We start from the raw sequence: 18,575 nt of genomic DNA on the forward strand, positions 1-18,575 counted from the left end.
ATAAAGAAAATTTTTAATATTTTTATGGGGAGTAAATATTTATGAATAATTTAATTTTAAGAGATAGGAATTTAAAAGATATTGATGATTATATAGATTGGTATACGGTAAATACAGAGTGGAAAGATTATGATGCACCATGGGAAAAAGATGAAGAAATTAATTTAGAAAAAATAAAACAATGCATAATAAAAGAAGTACAAAATACACCTAAGATAAAAACACATTTTGAAATAGAATCTAAAGAAGGAAAACATATTGGAAGAGTTAGTTCATATTATATAAATGGTGATAAAGAAAAATTAGCTGTAGGCATTGATATAATTAACAAAGAAAATAGGGGAAAAGGATTAGGATATGAAGCGTTATTAAAGTTTATAAAATATATTTTGAGTAATATTACAAATGAAGTGTATACTGAAACTTGGTCTGGAAATGAAAGAATGATAAAATTAGCATTAAAACTTGGATTTAAAGAAATTAATAGAGATGTTGACTTGTTAAAGGTAAATGGAAAATATTATGATAGTATAACTTTTAAGCTTGATAATAATATTTTCAATTATTTGTATAATATTGTAATATAATGTATAATACTTTAAAAAGCAAAAATAGGGGGAAAATTTATGAAATCTCAAATACTTATATTAGGCACTTATCATTTTGGATTAGAATGTAAATGAAACAACATATTTAAGTTAACATTATAACTTTGAATATGGAGGAATATAATATGAAATATTTTCATGGTAGTTTGATGAAAGATTTAAGAAATTTAAGTCCTAAAAATGATTTTGTATATGTTACAACTAATGAAGTTATAGCAACTTTTTATATGATAAAAAATAATTTTTATACTTATGGATTTAAAGAATATAGTGATACACCTATATATACAGAATATTATAATAATGCTTTATATGATATATATAAAGGAAAAACAGGATACCTATATGAATGTTATAATGTAGGATTTAAAGTTAATCCTCAAAATATAAAATATACTTTTGTTAGTGAAGGAAATATACCTATAAATAAAGTAGAGAAAATAGAAGATATATATGAAAAACTTTTGGAGTATGAAAACAAAGGGAAATTAATAATAGAAAGATATTCAGAATTAAGTGGAGAAAAACTTAAAAATATTAGCAATATAATTATAAATGAAATTAGAAATGAAAATTTAATAAATAAAAATGATAGTTATTCAAATTTTATAAAGTCAAAATTTCAACAAGAGTGGAATATAGTTTTAAATAACTATTAAATAGGTGAGTTGAAATATTTTGGAAAAATTTTTTTGGATAATAGATCTACTTATACCATTGAGTATGATAGTTATTGGTATATCATATAAAAATAATTATCCCAAAGAAATAAACAATTTTCATGGATATAGAACTTCACTTTCAATGAAATCAAAGGAAACATGGATTTATGCACATAAAAGAGCATCTAAAATATATTTCATATTAGGTGTAATTTTATGTATTTGTATTGTTATTATTAAACTTATAAAGCCTATATCAGAAGAATATTTAAGTCTTATTAATGTGTTTTTAGGAATAGTATTTTTAATTATTCCAATACCAATAATAGAAAATGAACTTAAAAATAAGTTTAAATAAACTAAAAGAATTATAGAGAATTTGAAAGTATATAGAGGGAGGTAAATTAAGATAACTCAGAATATCTTAATATGTATGTATAAGTTATGTTAAAATTGATGGGAGAAAATATATATCTAGGAGCGCTTGAAAAAGAAGATTGTAGAAAATTATATGAGGATTTTGAATATGACTATGGAAATATGGTAGAGCCATTAAATATTGGAAAGTCAGTTTCTAATTCTGATTTATGGTTTGATGAAATTCAAAAATGTCAAGGTAAGGAACATGTGAGAATTGGAGTTTTTCTTTTAGATGGAACGATTATAGGAGATATAGCTTTACAAGATATAGATTGGAGAAATAGAGTGTGCTCTATTGGGTTAGGATTCTCTAAACTAGAATATAGAGGGAAAGGATATGGTAGTGAAGCCATAAAACTTATTTTAAATTATGGATTTAAGCATATTGGAATGGAAAGAGTAACTGCTGACACACTTGAACAAAATAAATCAGCTCAAAAATGTTTAGAAAAGAATGGATTTAAATTAGAGGGAATAGAGAGAAAAGCTGTTTATTTCTTAGGAAAACGATGGGATAGATTAAATTATTCAATTTTAATTGAAGAATTTAATGAAAAATAAAATTTAATAAAGTAGATATGTGAGCAAACTACACTAGTTTAAATGTAGTTTGTTTTTTTATATAAAAACTAAGAATATGAGTATTAAATGAAATATTTTCCAGGAAATAGAAATAAAGAAATTATAAAAAACATTACAAAAGAATATTTAGTTGTATTTGTAAATAGAAGTTTTTAAAAGATTCGACATAATTAATATTTTAGAATGGGAAAAGCGTATATATGTTAACAAATACTTCATAAAGTTTAAATCATATTATATAAAGTTTGAAAATAATGAATACGATAATAAATTTACAATAAACAATAAATTTCAGAAGGAAGGTAAGTAAAGTGAAAGTTAAATTTTTAAAAAAACCTTTAAAAAATCCTTTAAAATCTACGATTCAAGGAAGAATTTCTTTTACAGTAGGTATAATTCTTATATTTACTACAGCTATGCTTACTTTAGTATCTAGTAATTTAAGTGAAAAAGCTATAGAAAAATCAACTATAGACAACTTTATTTCTAATGCTAAGGGAACATCGGAAAGTATTCAAGGAATAATAGAAAAAGAACAAAATGGGCTGTTGATATATCAAAATGATGATGATATAGATACATTATTGAAAATGTCAGCAGAAGGTAAAAATAATACATCTGAGTTTAAAACTTTACAACAAAAAATAACTACAAAGATGGAAGAATACAATTCAAAAAAAGAAAAAGTTCAAAGGACTCATATTATAGACATAAATGGAAACATAATAGCTAGTTCGTCTCCAGATTCTATAGGAACATCGTTTTCAGATAGAGCATACTTTAAAAGAACTAAAGAAACTAAGGCTCCATCAATTATAGATACTACTAAATCAAAAGTAACAGGAAATTTAGTAACAGGAGCAACATTACCTCTTTTTGAAAAAGGTACAGATAAAGTTATTGGTATTACTACTATTTCTATAGAAGTAGAGGATTTTGGAAATAGTATAAATCAATTTGAACAAGAAAATTTTTATAATTATATATTAGATACTAATGGAAATGTAGTTTATCACCATAATAAAGAATTAGTATCAGAACCATATGGAGTTGCAGAATTAGATACTATAGTACAAAATCCAGAAGTAGATAATGGTATTATTGAGTATACATATGAAGGTTCTAAACTTATGGCTGCATATTCTAAAGTTAATGGATTAAACTGGGTTGTTTTTTCAGGTGGCAAAACTAGTGATATAATGGCACCAGTTAAATCAATAAATGTTAAAATACTTTCAATGTCAGCATTATTTGTACTATTAGGACTTATTATAATTGTTATTTTAAGTAAAGTAATAGCTAAACCAATAAAGGAAATTACAGCCATTGTAGATAAAGTTGCAAATGGAGATTTAAGTTCAAAATCTGAAAATACAAAATCAAATGATGAAATTGGACAATTATCTATAAATGTAAATAAAATGATTGATAACTTGGGAGGGCTTATAGGAAATGTTTTAGAGGCTGTTAATAAAATAGATCAATCATCAAGCAATTTAAGTGCTGTTACAGAAGAAGTTGCCGCATCAAATTTAGAAATTAAAAATTCTATGCAAGAGATATCAGAGGGAACAATATCACAAGCAGAAGATGTTAATGATACTAATGAAAAAACAAAAGAACTTGGAGAAAGAATAGAAGTTTTAAGTTTGAAAAATAACAATATGGAACAAAGTAGTGGAAATATAATTTGTGCTATAAAAGATAGTAATGAAAAAGTTACATTCTTAAAAGAATCAGGAATACAATCTGTTAAGAGCTTTACAGCAGTTCAAGAAACAGTAGAAAAACTTATAGACGAGATGAAAAATATTTCATCTATGGTTTTATCTATAAATGGAATATCAGAACAAACTAATTTATTAGCATTAAATGCATCAATTGAAGCTGCAAGAGCAGGTGAAGCAGGTAAAGGATTTGCTGTAGTTGCAGATGAAATAAGAAGTCTTTCAGAACAAACAGGTGAAGCAACTAAAGATATTCAAAATATAATAAATGGAATAGATGCAATAGTAGATAAAACTAAGATTTCTATAGATGAATCCTATGAAGTTAATAATAAACAATCATCAGCATTTGATGAAATGGAAGAATCTATTAGTAAAATGAGTGAAGTTTTAGAATCAATGATAGTAATAACAAAAGAAATAAATTCTGAAATTTATACTATAGGAAATAATAAAGAAGAAGTTAGCAATTCTATAGAAAAGGTATCTTTAGTGTCACAACAAGTTGCTACATTATCAGAAGAAGTTACATCATCAGCTGAAGAACAATTACAAGCTTTTGAAGTAGTTACATCTAATGCAGAAGAATTAATTGTACTTTCTGAAGCATTAAAAGAAGCATTAAAAGCTTTTAAAATGTAAAAACATTAGAAAATAAACCAATAATAAATTTTTATTATTGGTTTATTTTAAAAAATTAATTTGAAATAAAAACAAAAAGTAATATTAAATGAATTATTAATATTAATGGAACACCAATATAAAATTTAGGATGTTTTGTTTTATGTCTAAATAAATACATACTCAAAAGCATACCAATACATCCACCTAGTAAAGCAAAAGTTATAAGGGAAGATTCACGTACTCTCCATTTTTTATTAATAGCTTTTCTTTTATCTATTAACATAATAAAAAAAGAAATAATATTGATAAAAAGAATATATAACATAAGGTATTTAATCATAAAGTTACTCCTTTATATAATGTATTGAAATATATATAATTATATCAAATAAAAGTAAAAAGTTTATAACATTAACTAAAATTCTCAAGTGGGTCTAAGTATTTAAATGAAGTATTACAACTTAAATTTTAAGATTATAAGGTTTCAACCTAATATTTTAGTTTTATATATTGATTAATTCATAATTTTAATATGTAATTTGAAGCAGTATTTTAATTAATAATATAAAATTAGAAGTAAATCTTAAAATTGTAGATCCAATTAATTTAAAACTATGGTTAGTAAGAATAATTTTTAATTGTAAATTAATTCTAAATATTATACTGATCATAAACTATAGTTTTGTAATTAATATTTGATAAAAGGATTATTTTGAAATTGAAAACCTATATATAGAAAATTAAAAAGATTTGAATAATGTTAAAAAATGTTGAAATTTGTTGAAAAAAATAGAAATATTAAATATAATATTAATAGATAAAATATAAAGCATTATGTAGTAATAAAAACTGTATAGTTTAAAAACTGTAAATTTAGTATAATATTAATAATAAGTTGAAGGGATAGATATATTATGAAAGATATTAAAATATTAATCGTTGATGATTCACCTTTTCAAATTGCTTTATTAAGCGATACGCTAGTAGAAAATGGTTTTAATGTAGTTGGAGATGCACAATCTTTAAAAGAGGTTATTGAAAAAACTAATGAATTAAAACCAGATTTAGTGACTATGGATATGACACTTCCTGGAACAGATGGATTTGAATGTACTAAAGCAATACATGATATTGATAGTAATATTAAGGTTATAATTGTTAGTTCAATGATGGATGATGAACTTATAAAAAAAGCTAAGAATAATAATATATCTGGTTATATTCAAAAACCTGTGGATTCAGAAGAATTATCATTACTTATAAATAGGGTGGTAGCAGATGAAGACTTATATTTAGAACTAGATAAAATATATGTTGAAGTTTTTAAAGAAGCTATGCTTAATATATTTAATAGATTAACTAAAACAATTCCTGAATTTAAAAATGAATGTAATATTGATAAAGGTAGAGAAATTGAAGGTATTTCAATAATTATGGGTATTATAGGAAAGTACTCAGGAAGAGTAATTTTCGATATGTCATTTAAAACGGCAGAAAATTTTGTGAAAGAACTTTTGAGAAGAGATCCAAAGGATGAAGAAGAAATACTTAATGTTATATCAGAAGTAGTAAATATGTTTGCAGGAAATGCATGTTCTATTATAAATAAAAGAAATAAAATATTTGGGTTAAGAGTTGCTCCACCAACAACACTTCATGGAGAATCAATTAATATATCAAAAGCAAAATTAGAAAGTAATTATTCAGCAGATATAGAAACTAAATTTGGGGAGTTTTCTATAAATATAGGCTTTAAGAGAGGTGAAAGTACGTGGATGTCAAATATATAAATCAATTTTTACAAGCATTTGCCAATATTATTCCACAGTTAGGTTTAGGCGATGTTAATAAAAAAGGAATCAGTTTAAAGGGTAGATTTATAGAAAGTCCTGGAGTAGTAGTAATAATTGGACTTATTGGAGATATTAAAGGAAATGTTATATATGGAATGAGCATAGATGATGCTAAGAAAATTGCTTCTAGAATGATGATGGGTATGGAAGTTACTGACTTTGATGAGTTAGCTCAAAGTGCAATTTCAGAACTTATTAATATGTTAACTGCAAATGTGGCAACAAATTTTGCAAATGAAAATATAAACATAGATATATCTACTCCAACATTAATACAAGGAAGCTTTACATCAAATGCTAGTTCAGACAAAGTTATTTGTGTTGAAATGGGTGTAAGTGATGCTACAATAGAAGTTAATATTTCTTTAGAAAATGAAAAAAAATAGTATGAAAATAGATAGCTAATAAGGTTGGCTATCTATTTTTTATTAAATAGAAGAAAAAGTCTATTAAACTGATTAAATTCATGAAAATAAATTTCTTTAAAATTTATAATGGAAAAATATTTTTCTATTAGACTTTTCCATTTTGATGTGTCTAAATTTCTTAAATAAATACCTTCTTTTTCAATGTATAAATTGTCATTTAATAATGTTAATCCATATTCATTTAACTTTTTATCATTTAAGTATGGATTAAGTTTTATTAAAATTTTACCATTAGGCTTTGTTATTTTATTAATATAGCTCATAATTTTATCACAATCATTGATAGTTACATTGTCTAAAATATTAGATAATATACAACCATCAATAGAGTTTTCATTTAAAGTGCTTAAATAACTTAAATCATCACATTTAAGACTAAATTTGTGTTCTAAATGATTATATTTAGCTGCTTTGCTTGCTAATAGTATTGCTTCATTGGATATATCGATACCAATACATTTTTCTATATTACTATGTATAGCACATCTTAAAAGCATAGTACCACTTCCACAACCATAATCTAAAATTACTTTTGAGTCAGTAGTTAAAAATTTAATAGCAGCTTCAATATCATTTTGCATAATAATATTTTCTATTTTTTGAGGAACTTTATTATGGAATATATTATTCCAAAATGAAATAGTAGGTGAGTATTTACACATAAATAACCTCCATAAAACTTAATAAATACATTCTAATTAGGACTTGTTTTCTTATAGAATAAATTACTTATATTAAGAAAGCAATATTAAAAACATTTTATTAACAAAACATTATAAATATTGAAAAAATATAATCGTGTGGTAATATTAATAATATGGAAAGTTTATGAAAGGAGTTGATTTATATGATGATGAATAAAAAGGTGATTTTAGTTTAAAATTTAATATGGGCGTAAATATAACTTGTAGATATATTTTGATTTAAGTTATATTTCGTGATGATATAACCTTTCATAAAATTTTTATATCTATGTAATAAGAATATAATAAGCACATACTTATTTTGTTCCGTAGGTAATAACCAAATTTTATAGGTTGTTATGCTACGGTATTTTTACGCCTTTTTTTAGAAAAAAGAAAGGAAGTGATGTTTTTATGAAAAATTTAATTTTTATTTTAAAAAATTTTTATAGAAATTTGGAGGAATTAAATGAATAATAAAAGCATTGAAGATTATGGATATACAGAGTTTTTTAAGAATCAAACTAAATTATATAATATGAAAGAAAAGGACTTAATAGTTGGAAGAGTAATAGAAGTTCAAAGAAGTCAATATAAAATTATATCAGAATATGGTGAAGAAAATGCAATTTTAAAAGGATCTGTATTTTTTTATGAAGATGAAGATAAAATATATCCATCAGTAGGAGATTTTGTATTAGTTAAAAGAAATTTATATGGTGAAGATGTAATTTATAAAGTATTAGAAAGAAAAACTAAATTTTCTAGAATAGATCCTGATAGTGAAACTGAGCAAGTTGTGGCTACAAATTTTGATTATGTTTTTATCATGACTTCTCTTAATCATGATTTTAATATAAAAAGGATAGAAAGATATTTAACTATAGCTTATGAAAGTGGAGCTACACCAGTAATTGTTTTAACAAAATTAGATTTATGTAATGATTATGAAACTTATATTGAAAGAATTAGAGATGTATGTATAGGTGTGCCAATTATTCCTATAAGTTCAGTTACAAAAGAAGGTATAGAAAATTTAAGTGAATATATTAAACCTATGAAAACAATAGTATTTCTAGGATCATCTGGTGTTGGAAAGTCATCTCTCGTAAATTTAATGGCTAGTGAAAGTATTATGAAAGTAAGTGGTATTAGAGAATGTGATAGTAGAGGAAGACATACAACAACTCATAGAGAACTTATTATTCTTAAAAATGGTGGTATGATAATAGATACTCCGGGAATGAGAGTATTAGGAATGTGGAATGCACAGGATGGAATTAATGAAAATTTTACTGACATTGAAGAAGTTATATCTAAATGTAAGTTTAGTAATTGTCATCATGATAGCGAACCAGGGTGTAAGGTAAAGGAAGCCTTAGAAAATGGAAATCTTTCTATTGAAAGATGGAATAATTATTTAAAACTTCAAAGGGAAATTGAATTTGCTAAACGTAAAGAGAATATTAGAAATAATAAAAGTAGCAAAAATAAGTATAATAAAAATGAATTAGATTTAGTTAAAAAATGAAATTATTCAAATATCAAATGATAATAATGTTAGTAAAGGAACAGGAATTATTAAATAATTCCTGTTTTTGTATGAAAATATTTAAATTTTATTGTAACCTGGGTTACTTATATATATTAGAAATAGTGTAATAATATATATAAGTAAAAGCTATGGAGGAATTAAAAATGAAATTTTATGATGAAATCTCAAATTACTATAAATACATATTCCCTATGTCAGGTGTTACATTAGACTTTTTAAAAGAAAGCTTTCAAAATGGCAATACAATATTAGATGTTGCTTGTGGAAGTGGAGAATATACAATAGGTTTAAGTAAAGAAGGATATAAGGTTAATGGAATAGACTTAGATGAGAAGATGATAGAAAAAGCAAAAGAAAAATCTAGAACTGAAAATGAGTTAGTAGAGTTTAAAGTGGGTAATATATTAAATCTTAGTAAGAGCTACAATAATAAATTTAATGGAATATTTTGTATAGGAAATTCTTTAGTTCATTTGGATAACAAAGATGAAATAGAAGTCTCATTAAATGAAATGAAAAATTTACTTGAAAGTAATGGTGTTTTAGTAATTCAAATTATCAATTATTATAAGGTATTGAATTTGAACTTAGATGGGTTACCAACAATAAAAAATGAAGAAAAAGGATTAGAATTTATTCGTAAATATGTTAGAAAAGATGATAAAATATTGTTCAATACTATACTTAAAATTGAAAATAACAATGAACTTTCTAATAGTGTGGAACTTTTTCCTATAACTTATGATGATCTTATTGTTAGTTTAGAAAGAATAGGATTTAAAGATATTGAGTTATTTGGAGGGTTTAATAAAAATGAATTTGATAAAGATAAATCAATGCCTTTAGTAATAAGATGTAAAAAAGCTTAAAGACAATCTTTGCATTGTCTTTTTTAGTATATATTTAACCCAAAATCTTCATAATACTATTACAAAGTATTATGAAGGGAGACTAAAAAATGAAAAAGTTAGTACTTGTAAGACATGGTCAAAGTCTTTGGAACATGCAAAACAAATTTACTGGTTGGACTGATGTAGATTTATCAGAAAAGGGGTTAATAGAAGCAAGAAAAGCTGGAGCTGTATTAAAACAAAATGGATTTACATTTGATATAGCATATACATCTTATTTAAAACGATCTATAAGAACACTCTGGATTATACTTCATGAAATGGATTTAATGTGGATACCGGTACATAAATCTTGGAGATTGAATGAAAGACATTATGGAGCACTTCAAGGATTGAACAAAGATGAAACTATAGAAAAATATGGAGAAGAACAAGTTCAAAAATGGAGAAGATTTGTAGACGTAAATCCACCAGAATTAACAAAAGACGATCCTAGATATGCAGGGAATGAACTTAGATATAGTCATTTAAGTGAAGATGAAATACCTCTTACTGAAAATTTAGGAGACACAGAAAAAAGAGTACTAGAAGAGTGGAACAATGAAATAGCACCACAAATAAAGGCTGGCAAAAACGTTATTATATCAGCACATGGTAACACATTAAGAGCCTTAGTAAGATATTTAGATGATATGTCTAGTGATGGTATAGCAAACTTAAATATCCCTACTGGAACTCCATTAATATATGAATTAGATGATAATTTAAAACCTATAAAACATTATTATTTATCAATAGAAGGAGAACTTTCTAATGATGAAATTCCAAAATATATAGATGTACTTTAAAAATTATTAACTTAGTTAAAACACTTAGAAATTTAATTATCTAAGTGTTTTTTACTTTAAAGGTTTTAGTTAAATCATAATTTGATAAGATTAAAATCTTAGATACAAAGGGAAATAATAATTTTGTAGCTAAAAGAAAAATATTAATTAATAAGTCAGGTGGAATTCATTCCACTTGACTTAGGATAGTGATTAAACAAAAGATTGTAAAAATTATAAACGAACTTACAAATATTTTAATAATGTATTAAAAATTTACAAAAATACACGAATATTAATATAAGGTTTTTAAAAATTAAAGTAATTAATTAGATAAATTTAAAGTTTTTATAAAAAGTATCTAATTAATATTGGGAGTAAGATTATGAAGATAGTTGATGATTATCATACGCATACATTATTTAGTCATGGAATTAATAGTATAGAAGAAAATATTAAATATGCAATAGATAATGGAATGAGTACTATAGCAATAACAGATCACGGACCAGCATATAAACCTTATGGTATAGATATAAAAGAGTTTGATAAGATTAATTCACAAGTAGACTTTTTAAAAGAAAAATATAAAAATCAAGTAAATATACTTTTAGGTATTGAAGCTAATATTATAAATGAAAATGGAGATTTAGATATAAGTGAAAATATTATAAATAAATTAGATATATTGTTAGTTGGATTTCACTTTGACATAATAGATGTATCTTATTTAAGTGAAGTAAGAAGCTTATTAAAAAGACATGAAGGGATAGAAAAATATATAGATAAAGATTTATATAATCATATAAAAGATGTTAATACCACAGCTATGATTAATTCTATAAAGAAATATAACATAGATATAATTACACATATAAATGACAAATTTCCTGTAGACGTTTTATCTATTGGAAAAGTATGTACAAAATATAATACAGTCATAGAGATAAATAATTTTCATTGTCATCCTAATATAAGTGAAATTAAGCTTTTAAATGAAATGGATAATTTAAAGTTTTCATTTGGAAGTGATGCTCATAGGTCAAAGGACGTTGGAAATTTTAAAAATATACAAAGAAAAATAGCAAATATAAATATATGTTATGAAAATATAATAAATAAAATTATATAAAAATAAGTTGTTATATTTTAGAAAGGAAGTTTATGAATAAAGAACTATTAGATTTAATTGAAAAAACAATAGGTGAAGATATTAATAAAATTGATGAGAAATTAGTATTAAAGGCTAAAAAAAATAATGATTGTGCAATAAATGAAATTGGTGAATTGTATGATTATGGCATGGAAGTAGATGAAAACTTTGATAAAGCTAAAGTTCTATATGAAATGGCTATAAGTTTAGGTAATAAAAAGGCTTTATGCAACTTAGGATGGCTATATTATAATGGACAAGGTGTTGATAAAGATGATAATAAAGCTAAAAAGTTATTTAATGATGCTATAAATGCTGGAGAAGCATCTGCTTTTTATGGATTAGGGTATCTTTTCGAAGAAAATGGTGATTTTCAACCAGCAATAGAAATGTTAGAAAACCTTATAAAGTTACATGAAGAAAAAGACTTAAAATGTAAAGAAGTAGAGTGGTCCTATACATTATTAGGTGATATATACATAGATAAAATAAAACCAATGAATTTAGAAAAAGGTATGCTTTATTATAGTAAAGCTATTGAACTTGGAAGTTCTTGTGCAGCTAGAAGTTTAGGCGATATCTATTACTATGGAAAAAGCATTGAAAAAGATTTAGACATTGCTAAAAATTATTATGAGCAAGTTATAGAGTGCGATAATTGCCTTGAAATAGCAAAAAATAGACTTAATAGTATAGAATATATGAAGAAGCAAGAGGAGGAAGAAAAAGTGAGAAAATTTAATTTGGATAATTTAGAATGCTTAAATAGGGGTACAACAAAATTTTTTACTGAATATGATGATGGCAATAAAATATCAGATTTAATAGAAAAATATTTAGAAAAACATAATACATATGACAATAAAGAGTTGATTATTGGCTATTGGGAAGATGCGTGGGAAGATGATTCAGAAGTTTCAGGAATAGTTGAAACTATAGTTAAAAATAAAGATAAATTTAAAAGTTTAGAAAGTGTGTATTTTGGAGATATGGACTGTGAAGAATGTGAAATATCTTGGATAGTAAATACAAACCTTGCTCCACTTGTAAATGAATTGAAATTAAAGTCATTTACAGCTAAAGGTGGAAATGATTTAAGGTTCGAAAATATGAGAAGTGAATCATTAAAAGAACTTATAATTATTTCAGGAGGAACTAATAAAAAAACAATACAAGATATAATTAATGCGGATATTCCTAATTTAGAAAAATTAGAATTATATCTTGGAGATAGTAATTACGGGTTTGATGCAGAGATAGAAGATTTAAAACCATTTATGCAAAGAGAAAGATTTCCTAAACTTAAATATTTAGGAATTAAAAACAGTGAAATTCAAGATGAAATTTGTAATGAAATATTTAAGAGTAATATATTAGAGGGCTTAGAGGTTTTAGACATGTCTTATGGTACTTTATCTGATAAAGGTGCTAATATTATAATTGAAAATATAGACAAGCTTAAAAATTTAAAGGAATTTAATATAGAATACAATTTTATATCTGAAAACTTATTAATGAAGTTAGAAAATGAACTAGAAAAGCTTAATATAAAATATTTAACTAGCCAAGAAGATGTTTATGATATGGATGAAGAATATAGATCACCATTCATAACAGAGTAAATACTTATGAATACAAAATTTTTAATTATTGGTGATGAAAAGGGAAAAAGAATAGAGGTTTTTCTAAATTGCTTAAAAAACAAATCATTTTATAATTATAATGTTTTAACTTGGCAAGAAATTATAAATAATCAAGGAGAAATAGAAAAGTATTTAGAAAATGGAACTATTGTTAAAATAGAACCACCAGAGAAGGATTTATATTTATATAAGTCCTTCCTAAAAATAGGATTAAAAGAAAATAATTTAGATGAAAGAAAAATCCATAATATAGATTTTTCAAAATGTCCCATAATAGATCCGTCAAATTGGTATAAAGGTATAGAAAAAGTATTTTTAGATATAGATTTTCAAATTAAAAATAGTGAACACAGAAATATTTTTATGATGAATGATATAAATGAAAGTTTAATAATGATGGATAAGAAAAGAACATATGATATGCTTGAAAAAAGTTCATATATGAATAAAGAATTTTATTTACCTAAAAGATTAAAATCCTATAAAAATTATAATGAATTTAGAGAGGAAGTAGAAAATAAGTACATAAAATGTTTTATAAAACTACGATGTGGCTCAGGTAGTGAAGGTGTAATAGCATATAGCAATAATCCTAGATTTAATGAAGAAAAAATACACACATCACTAAATTACTCAAAAGAAGAAAATATTTTTTATAGTGGGTACAAGGTTAATAGTACAACAGAAAAAGATATTATAAAAAAACTGATAAATTGGGTTTTTGAAAATGGAGCACATGTAGAAACTTGGATACCGAAAGATAGATATAATGGATTGGCTTTTGATACTAGATCAATAGTTATAGATAAAAAATCTGAGTATTTATTAGGGCGATTAAGTAAAACACCAATTACTAATCTTCACTTAAAAAATGAAAGAAAAGAATCTATAGAATATTTAAATGAAGAAAAATTAAATACAATAAAAATTGCTTCAGAAGCAGTTATGAATGTTTTTAATAATTCATTTTTAGCTGGTATTGATGTTGTAAATAGTAGAAATGGAAAACCATATATAATTGATGTTAATCCATTTGGAGATTTACTTCATCATTTAATTGGAACTAATAAAAATATATATTATAAAGAAATAGACAAATCAGTGGAAAAAATTAAATTAATGGGAGAGAGTTAGAATTTATGAATTATAATATGAATGAAATTGTTGGAGACTATGATATTCTTTTTATAACATTAGACACACTACGATATGATGTATTTAAAAGTGCATATGAAAAAGGTATTTTAAAAACTTTAGGGAAATATGGTCCTTTTGAAAAAAGACAAACTCCAGGAAGTTTTACATATGCAGCACATCACAGCTTTTTTGCAGGTTTCTTGCCAAGTCCTAGTGAATATGTTCCAATAAATGAAAGAGAAAATTTGTTTTTTATGGATAATCAAATGATTAAGGATTTTCATATGGAAAACACATTTCTTTTTAAAGAAGGGAATTTTATAAAAGCACTTGAAAACAAAGGATATACAACTATTTGTATAGGTGGTGTTATATTTTTTAGTAAAATAAATGAGGTTTGTAGTACTATTCCTAATATGTTTATGAAAAGTTATTGGAATCCTAAATTTTCAGTAAACAACAAGAATTCTACAGAAAATCAAGTTGACTTTGCAATTGATAAATTAAAGAAACTAGATAATAATGAAAGAGTTTTTCTATTCTTAAATGTTTCAGCTATACATGGTCCAAATTATTTTTATTTAGATAAATATGACAATGATAATAAAAGTAATAAAAGAACATTATTAGGTTCAACACTTGATTGTGTTGAAAGTCAGGAAAAAGCTCTTGAATATGTAGATAAATCATTAGAAAAATTATTTGATTTTATGAAAAAAAGAAATAAAACATTTTGTATAGTTACATCTGATCATGGAACTTGCTATGGTGAAGATGGATATGAAGGTCATAATTTAGCACATGAAGTTGTATGGACAGTTCCTTATAAACACTTTTATATATAACATTTTAATTAAAATGTGAAAGGACTAATTAGTATGCAAAACATTAAAGATACGATAATAGATAATCCTTATAAAAATTATATGTACTCATATCCACATAAAAAATCTTATAGAGAATTTAATGAAAAAATAGATTTAAAAAATTTATGGGTAAATAGGAAAAATGATAAGATAACTTTATATATTCATATTCCTTTTTGTAAAAGCAAATGTGGATATTGCAATCTTTTTTCAAGTACTAAAGTAAGTAGAAGTAATATGAAAGCTTATATAAATACACTTGTAAGAGAAATGACAGATTTAAAAGATGTATTACAAATAAAAGATGAGTGTATATTTGAAAGTGTGATATTTGGAGGTGGAACTCCAACTATGCTACCAATAGATGATATGAAGTTTTTATTAGAAAGTATACAAAATATTTTAAATGTAGATTTCAAAAATGTATTTTTTTCAATAGAAACATCACCAACTACTATGAATGAAGAATATATGAAGCTTTTAAATAGTTTTTATATAAATAGAATAAGCATAGGAATTCAAAGTTTTTTTAAAAAGGAATTAGATGAAATATATAGATTTGAAAGTTTAGAAAACATAGAAAAAGCATTAGATATAATATTTGAAAATAATATAGATATAAGAAATATTGATTTAATTTATGGTATTCCATCACAAACAATAGAATCATTTTTAATTTCACTAAAAAAAGCATTAAGTTATAATCCGGAAGAGACGTTTTTATATCCTCTTTATATAAGAGAAAAAACAAAGTTGTATGAAAATAATCATAGAGATACTGAAAAAATGTTAGAAATTTATAAAGTAGCAAAAAAGATTCTTATAGATAATGGATATATACAAACATCTATGAGAAACTTCATTAGACAAGATATGAAAAGTGAGTTATATCCGTCTTATGAATGTCAAGAAAGTGAAATGATAGGGCTAGGATGTGGTGCAAGATCTTATATAAACAATATACATTATTCAAGAAAGTATGCAGTAAAAAGAGATAGAATAGATAATATAATAGATGAGTATATTGATGAAGAAAATTTTAATTATGCTACATATGGATATATATTATCAGAAGATGAAATGAAAAGGAAATATGTTATAAAATCTATTTTGAAAATATCTGGATTAGATATGAAAAAGTATTATGATAGGTTTAAAACAAATGTTCTTGATGATTTTTCAAAATTAAATAAGTTAATAGAAAGCGGTTATTTAATCTTAGAAGGAAGTAGAATTTATCCTTCAGAAAATGGATTACAGTTTTCTGATTCAATAGGAGAAATGTTTATATCAAAAGAAGTACAAAATAAAATTGATTTGTTTGAGGAATAAAAGTGAGGTATACATTAATTTATAGATGCAATATAAAGTATTGTAATTATACATGTAGTTATTGTCCATTTTCAAAATATACATTAAATGAAAAGAATATAGAAAAAGATAAACAGATGTTTAAAAAGTTTATAACTTTTCTTAAAAGTAGTGAAGATAATTTTAAAATTTTAATAGCACCTAAAGGTGAGGTGCTAGGGTTTGATTATTATAAAAACAATCTTACAGAGCTTAGTAATTTACCGAATATAGATGAATTAGTAATTCAAACTAATTTAAGTGGTGATTTAAATTGGCTTAAAAATGTAGATAGAGATAAATTAAAATTATGGGTAACATATCATCCAGATCAAGTTAAGCTAGAAAAATTCTTATTGCAAATAGAAAATTTAATAAAGTTAAATGTAAAATTTAGTGTAGGAACTGTAGGAATTAAAGAAAATATAAATAAAATTTGTGTACTAAAGGACAAGTTGTTAAATATAGATAAAAATATATATTTATGGATAAATGCATATAAAGATATTAAAGATTATTACAGCAATGAAGATATAAATAGGTTAGTAGAAATTGACGAATACTTTAATATAAATAATAAAAATTATATTTGTGATTATGAAAATTGTAATGCAGGAAAAAATGTATTTTGGATAGAGGGAAATGGAGTAATACATAAATGTTATAGAAATAATAATCCACTAGGCTCTATATATAAAGATAAGTTAAATGAACTTAAAGAGATACCTGTGAGAAAAAATGAAATTTGTAAATGTTATACAGGCTATATACACTTGCAAAAATTATGTTTAGATTTAGTTTATAAAGAAAGTTTACTTGCAAGAATAAAATAGTAATTTTACAATAAAAAAGATATGTGCATTCCATCTCACATATCTTTTTTATATTATAAATTAATAAATTAAATTCTATTAGAAACATAGGAAAATAAGCTCAGTTCAATATTATTTTTTATCTATAAATATATTGAGTATTTAAGTCATTATAGGGTTCCAAATCATTAATAAAGGAATAAAATACAAATATAGGTTTATAAGCTGATAAGAGTATAAAGTGAAAATTTATCTTGAAAATCTAAAAATTTAGGAGATGGTAAATATGTATGATTATTCATATAGAAGTAATGATATATATATAAACAATATAGATTCACTAATAGGAAAAATTGATTTAATAGATATAAGAGATGCATATGATTATCAAATGTCAACTATACGAACTGCTAGAAATATACCTATGAATGAGCTATTGTCAAATCCCAGCTATTATTTAAGAGAAGATAAGATATATTATATTATGTGCCAATCTGGAAAAAGAAGCTCAAGAATTTGTAGTGAGTTAAGAGGATTAGGTTTTAATGTGATTAATGTAATAGGTGGTTTTAGTTCATATACAGGAGCAAATAGAATTTAAAAGGGAATTTAAATATATAGGAATCCAAGTTGGAAATTTAAGTTATTCATGTTTCAGTTGAGAATTTTAATGCTAATTATTAATCTATATTTTTAAAATTGACAATGGACAATTGACAGTGAATGTAAAAATTGGATTTCCAATTTTAAAGAATGATTTTTTATTAAATTTGCATAGCAAATTAATTGAAAAC

The 18,575-nt window shown here is 24.0% G+C and carries 19 protein-coding genes; 17 read left to right on the forward strand and 2 right to left on the reverse strand.

The window, feature by feature from the left end; translation table 11 throughout:
* Nucleotides 1-41 precede the first annotated feature (41 nt).
* The 5 genes from BN346_RS20605 (at nt 42) to BN346_RS11930 (ending at nt 4,641) form a co-directional block, all read left to right on the forward strand.
* Nucleotides 42-587, forward strand: coding sequence for a GNAT family N-acetyltransferase (locus BN346_RS20605; RefSeq protein WP_051540351.1), 546 nt, complete (start codon nt 42-44; stop codon nt 585-587).
* A gap of 146 nt (nt 588-733) precedes the next feature.
* A complete protein-coding gene (locus BN346_RS11915) occupies nt 734-1,267 on the forward strand; it encodes a hypothetical protein (RefSeq protein ID WP_040328851.1) in 534 nt (177 codons plus the stop codon).
* 19 nt (nt 1,268-1,286) lie between these two features.
* Nucleotides 1,287-1,628 carry an SdpI family protein gene (locus BN346_RS11920; protein WP_051540353.1) on the forward strand — a complete coding sequence of 114 codons (342 nt, stop codon included), beginning with the start codon at nt 1,287-1,289 and terminating at the stop codon, nt 1,626-1,628.
* An 86-nt stretch (nt 1,629-1,714) separates the two neighbouring features.
* Nucleotides 1,715-2,251, forward strand: coding sequence for a GNAT family N-acetyltransferase (locus BN346_RS11925; protein WP_040328853.1), 537 nt, complete (start codon nt 1,715-1,717; stop codon nt 2,249-2,251).
* Between the two features lie 332 nt (nt 2,252-2,583).
* Nucleotides 2,584-4,641: a methyl-accepting chemotaxis protein gene (locus tag BN346_RS11930; RefSeq protein ID WP_051540355.1), complete on the forward strand. Its 2,058-nt coding sequence runs from the start codon at nt 2,584-2,586 to the stop codon at nt 4,639-4,641.
* 55 nt (nt 4,642-4,696) lie between these two features.
* Here the strand turns inward: BN346_RS11930 and BN346_RS11935 are convergent, their stop codons facing one another.
* A complete protein-coding gene (locus BN346_RS11935) occupies nt 4,697-4,963 on the reverse strand; it encodes a DUF1294 domain-containing protein (protein ID WP_040328855.1) in 267 nt (88 codons plus the stop codon).
* 574 nt (nt 4,964-5,537) lie between these two features.
* Between BN346_RS11935 and BN346_RS11940 the strand changes: the two genes are divergently transcribed.
* Complete coding sequence (locus BN346_RS11940) at nt 5,538-6,413, forward strand: response regulator (protein ID WP_040328856.1); 876 nt, start codon at nt 5,538-5,540, stop codon at nt 6,411-6,413.
* A complete protein-coding gene (locus BN346_RS11945; RefSeq protein ID WP_040328857.1) occupies nt 6,395-6,862 on the forward strand; it encodes a chemotaxis protein CheX in 468 nt (155 codons plus the stop codon). Before BN346_RS11940 ends, BN346_RS11945 begins: the two co-directional genes overlap by 19 nt.
* A 32-nt stretch (nt 6,863-6,894) precedes the next feature.
* Here the strand turns inward: BN346_RS11945 and BN346_RS11950 are convergent, their stop codons facing one another.
* On the reverse strand, nt 6,895-7,566 hold the full coding sequence (locus BN346_RS11950; protein ID WP_040328858.1) for a class I SAM-dependent methyltransferase: 672 nt from the start codon (nt 7,564-7,566) through the stop codon (nt 6,895-6,897).
* 490 nt (nt 7,567-8,056) lie between these two features.
* Here BN346_RS11950 and rsgA point away from each other — a divergent pair, with 490 nt between their 5' ends.
* From rsgA to BN346_RS12000, 10 genes are all read left to right on the forward strand, one after another.
* Nucleotides 8,057-9,118 carry a ribosome small subunit-dependent GTPase A gene (gene rsgA, locus BN346_RS11955; protein WP_040328860.1) on the forward strand — a complete coding sequence of 354 codons (1,062 nt, stop codon included), beginning with the start codon at nt 8,057-8,059 and terminating at the stop codon, nt 9,116-9,118.
* A gap of 167 nt (nt 9,119-9,285) precedes the next feature.
* The gene (locus BN346_RS11960; protein WP_040328861.1) at nt 9,286-10,011 is read left to right on the forward strand and encodes a class I SAM-dependent methyltransferase; all 726 of its coding nucleotides are present in this window, start codon (nt 9,286-9,288) and stop codon (nt 10,009-10,011) included.
* A gap of 89 nt (nt 10,012-10,100) precedes the next feature.
* A complete protein-coding gene (gene gpmA, locus BN346_RS11965; protein ID WP_040328862.1) occupies nt 10,101-10,841 on the forward strand; it encodes a 2,3-diphosphoglycerate-dependent phosphoglycerate mutase in 741 nt (246 codons plus the stop codon).
* Nucleotides 10,842-11,205: 364 nt separating this feature from the next.
* The gene (locus tag BN346_RS11970) at nt 11,206-11,952 is read left to right on the forward strand and encodes a PHP domain-containing protein (protein ID WP_040328864.1); all 747 of its coding nucleotides are present in this window, start codon (nt 11,206-11,208) and stop codon (nt 11,950-11,952) included.
* A 32-nt stretch (nt 11,953-11,984) separates the two neighbouring features.
* Nucleotides 11,985-13,595, forward strand: coding sequence for an STM4015 family protein (locus BN346_RS21175; protein ID WP_081770998.1), 1,611 nt, complete (start codon nt 11,985-11,987; stop codon nt 13,593-13,595).
* A 6-nt stretch (nt 13,596-13,601) separates the two neighbouring features.
* Entirely contained in the window at nt 13,602-14,750 is a 1,149-nt protein-coding gene (locus tag BN346_RS11980; protein ID WP_040328865.1) for an STM4014 family protein, read from the forward strand.
* Between the two features lie 5 nt (nt 14,751-14,755).
* Complete coding sequence (locus BN346_RS11985) at nt 14,756-15,598, forward strand: STM4013/SEN3800 family hydrolase (RefSeq protein WP_040328866.1); 843 nt, start codon at nt 14,756-14,758, stop codon at nt 15,596-15,598.
* 33 nt (nt 15,599-15,631) lie between these two features.
* Nucleotides 15,632-16,951: an STM4012 family radical SAM protein gene (locus BN346_RS11990; RefSeq protein ID WP_040328868.1), complete on the forward strand. Its 1,320-nt coding sequence runs from the start codon at nt 15,632-15,634 to the stop codon at nt 16,949-16,951.
* Nucleotides 16,952-16,953: 2 nt separating this feature from the next.
* Entirely contained in the window at nt 16,954-17,802 is an 849-nt protein-coding gene (locus tag BN346_RS11995) for an STM4011 family radical SAM protein (protein ID WP_040328869.1), read from the forward strand.
* A gap of 265 nt (nt 17,803-18,067) precedes the next feature.
* Nucleotides 18,068-18,382: a rhodanese-like domain-containing protein gene (locus BN346_RS12000; RefSeq protein ID WP_040328870.1), complete on the forward strand. Its 315-nt coding sequence runs from the start codon at nt 18,068-18,070 to the stop codon at nt 18,380-18,382.
* The last annotated feature ends 193 nt before the right edge of the window (nt 18,383-18,575 follow it).

The organism is Clostridium ihumii AP5, from assembly GCF_000612845.1.
GTDB classification, from domain to species: domain Bacteria; phylum Bacillota; class Clostridia; order Clostridiales; family Clostridiaceae; genus Clostridium_J; species Clostridium_J ihumii.